Annotated in this window: 4 protein-coding genes; 3 read left to right on the forward strand and 1 reads right to left on the reverse strand. The window is 27.2% G+C overall.

Translation table 4 applies throughout. From position 1 onward, the window contains the following. The first annotated feature begins 110 nt into the window (after nt 1–110). A complete protein-coding gene (locus EHV01_RS04025) occupies nt 111–782 on the forward strand; it encodes a hypothetical protein (protein WP_422066309.1) in 672 nt (223 codons plus the stop codon). A gap of 5 nt (nt 783–787) precedes the next feature. After that, nucleotides 788–1,087, forward strand: a complete 300-nt coding sequence (locus EHV01_RS04030) for a hypothetical protein (protein ID WP_422066312.1) — start codon at nt 788–790, stop codon at nt 1,085–1,087. Between the two features lie 41 nt (nt 1,088–1,128). Here the strand turns inward: EHV01_RS04030 and EHV01_RS04035 are convergent, their stop codons facing one another. Then, the gene (locus EHV01_RS04035) at nt 1,129–1,899 is read right to left on the reverse strand and encodes a hypothetical protein (protein WP_422066310.1); all 771 of its coding nucleotides are present in this window, start codon (nt 1,897–1,899) and stop codon (nt 1,129–1,131) included. Nucleotides 1,900–2,045: 146 nt separating this feature from the next. On the opposite strand from EHV01_RS04035, the gene EHV01_RS04040 reads away from it, so the two are divergent. Further along, nucleotides 2,046–3,341, forward strand: a complete 1,296-nt coding sequence (locus tag EHV01_RS04040) for a cryptochrome/photolyase family protein (RefSeq protein ID WP_422066311.1) — start codon at nt 2,046–2,048, stop codon at nt 3,339–3,341. The last annotated feature ends 185 nt before the right edge of the window (nt 3,342–3,526 follow it).

A 3,526-nucleotide genomic window follows, 5' to 3' on the forward strand; every position in this document is an offset into this window, starting at 1 on the left:
YTKTNTAAAGCGTCTATTATTTCCGGACTGATTACCGCTGGGCTAGACCGCCTCATGTGGAATAAAAACACTTAGTTATTTAAAATAACCGTTCCACCCTGCATTAAGTTGTGATAAAAAGTTTCTATTTTAAGAACTTAAGATGCTGTCTTTTCTCTGAATTAATTAATAATTATGGGTTTACAAATAAAAAAAAACAACCTTTTAATAAGAGTTGTTTTAGCGCGTTTCGTTTTACAGTTTACAAAATTGGATTACCAAATAGTATTGGTATTTCATATAATAAATCACTAGCAAAAATTGCTAGTGATATGAAAAAACCAATGGGAATTACGTTAATTCGGCCAGAAGATGTTACTGACTTAGTTCAACCATTACCAGTTAATAAAATATTTGGAATTGGTAAACAAGCAACTCATCGTTTAAATGAAATTGGAATTCATACGATTAAAGATTTAGCAGAGTTTGCTGATCTTGCAACATTAGAAACCATTTTAGGCAAACCAACACATGTTTTTGTTGAACGGGCTAATGGTGGTGGTGAACAACAATTAACTTTTGAACATAATAAATTAAAACAAATTGGTAATGAAACAACTTTTGAATATGACTTAATTGATTATGAAGATATTAAGAATAAAATTTATTTATTAGCAAAACATGTTAGTCAACGAGCACAAAAACGAACAATGGTTGGCAATGTCATTTATGTTACATTTAAAATGCTAATCGAAAACGTTTTACAAGACAACAAACAATTAAAAAGTATACTAACTTCCTAGATGATATTTATTCAGTGGCAATTATATTATTTGATCAATTTTGATCAGGTCAGCCAATTCGGTTAATTGGTGTTGGTTTACGAGGAATTATTAGTAAATATGATTTAAGAGAACAAGTTTCATTTGAAACATTAGAAACCTTACAACCAGATACTACAACAAATAAATTAATTAAGGAAATTAATAAAAAATACCGCCAGGATGTGTTATTAACTGGTCAAAAATTAGAAGAAATAAAATACTTATTACATAGCCAAACAAAATATATTCAATCAGATCAACGTATTTTAGATGAAACAAAATAAAATGAAACAAAATAAAAAGAAAAGGGGAAGTAAATCTTTTTTTATTCTCCCCTTTTCTTTTTATTATTTTTTTCTTTTGCGATTGCTTTAACAACAGCTTTTTCAATTAAAGCTTCAATTTCTGTTGCAGTTAAGATAATAGTTGGTTCAACTGGTTTATGACTTATTTTTTCCTTAGTAGTAGTTTTTTGTTTCTTTGTTTGTGCTGGATTAGGTTTATTATTGGTTGACTTTTTTTGTTTCGATGCGTTTAAAACGGTTTTTTTCCCTTGGTTAGTTTGCATTTCAACATTTAATTGATCTAAGTCATTATTATCAAAATCACTAATTGTTTCTAACGGGTCTTCTTCAGATGAACTTTTGATGCGTTCAATGCCACGATTAACTCGATAAGCATGATCGATTATTTCTTGCAAGCCAGGATCTTTTTTACTAGTACGAGTAGGGGAAGATAAATTATTATTATCTCTTTCACCTACTTCTTGTTGGTTGGTAACTGCAGCACGTAAACGAGCCATTTTTGCTTTAATATCATTTTCATCAACACCAATCGCTTTTTCATCTTCATTTGGAATTCCTAATTTGTGTTTAATGTTTTCATTATTTTTTTTAGCATTTTCTAAAATATATTGAATTGTTCCCTTTTCAACTACTGCTGGTTTAATAGGTTCATTACTAGTTGTAGTTGGATTTAGCATTCGATTCATTTTTGCTTTAATCTTATTTTCAGTTGCTCTTGAAATAGCTTTATTACTATTTTCTGAACATTCATGAATTTTTAAATGAATTGGACAAAATGTTGGTACTCCCATTCTAACTCCCCGCTTCTCTTTAATATCTGTATATAATTATAACTTAAATTAGAATAAATGTGTATTAGATTAAATTTAATCCTTTTTATGTGACAGCATATTTATAGTATAATGATAAAAAATAAATTAGAAAGTGGTTGTAATTAATGAACATTTTTATTTTTCATCGTGATTTTAGAATTGAAGATAATCTTGGTCTTGCTCAGTTGGCTAATGAAGAAGATAAAATTTATTTATTATTTATTTTTACAAAAGAACAAATAAAAGCAAATAATTATTTTTCACCTCGTAGTTTTCAAGCAATGGTTCATTGTTTAAAACAATTAAGGAAAAAGGTTCATGTTAATTTTCTAAAAAGTGAAAATGAACAAACCGGAATTAAATTTTTATTAGACCAAGGTTATAAAATTAATAAAATATATACAAACCGTGATTATACACCATTTGCTCTTAACCGAAGTAAAGCAATGCGTCAGTTATCAAAAGAATATAATTTTATTTATCGTGAATTTGATGATTATGTATTAATAGAACCATGAACAATAAAAACTAATCAAAATGGATATTATACTGTTTTTACACCATTTTGAAATAAATTAAAAGGACATTTTAACGATAATAAGATTGTTCCTTATAAGGTTAAATCCTTTTTGCCCCAACAATTAAAAAATCTTGAGATTTTACAAGACATTACAAATGTTAAATCTAGTGATTTTAATTTACCATTAGTACCTGAAAAAGTTAAAACAGCAATTTTTCAGTTAGATCAAAATTATCATCAAACTCGTGATTTTGTTGATTTAGAAACTAGTACAGCAAAAATTAGTACTGCTTTAAAATTTGGTGTTATTTCAATTCGACAATGTTATCTTTGAAGCATTGAAAAATTTGGTGTTTTTGATAACGCTTTTGCGCGCCAATTAGCATGGCGAGATTTTTATTATCAAGTAACTTATAATGCGCAATTACATCAACAATGATCTTTTAGTGAAAATTGAAATAAAAAAATAACAATTGACTGGATAAATAATCCAGAATGATTACAAAAGTGGCAAAATGGTGAAACTGGTTATGATTTTATTGATGCTGGAATGAAAGAGTTAAAAGAAACAGGGTTATTACATAATCGAGCAAGAATGGTTTGTGCTTCGTTTTTAGTTAAGAATTTACAAATTGATTGACGTAAAGGCGAACAATATTTTGCTCAACAGTTAATAGATTATGACCCTATTATAAATCAATGCTCATGACAATGAGTAGCAGGGACGGGATTTGATGCTCAACCATTTTTTCGAATTTTTAATCCTGAGTTACAACAAAAAAAATATGATCCAACAGCAAAATATTGTAATAAGTTTTTAAAAAACCGCCCCACAATTAATAAAATTGTTGATTACAAAATGTCTGTTAAAAAAGCGTTAGAAATTTATAAAGGTAAATAACTAAAATTATGGAAAAATGCTAGCAAAGTTCATATTTTTATTTTGGAAAAATATTTTATTTTATTAAAAAATAAAAAAATTTCTTTAATTTTGTCGAAAACTCTTGATGAAATAAAAAAAATCATCAATATGACAATTTGAAAACTAATTTTGTGTAAGATTATGATTTTGCTTTAAATTTTTTA

Origin of the sequence: Spiroplasma sp. hy2 (assembly GCF_044714365.1) — a bacterium.
GTDB classification, from domain to species: domain Bacteria; phylum Bacillota_I; class Bacilli_A; order Mycoplasmatales; family Mycoplasmataceae; genus Spiroplasma; species Spiroplasma phoeniceum.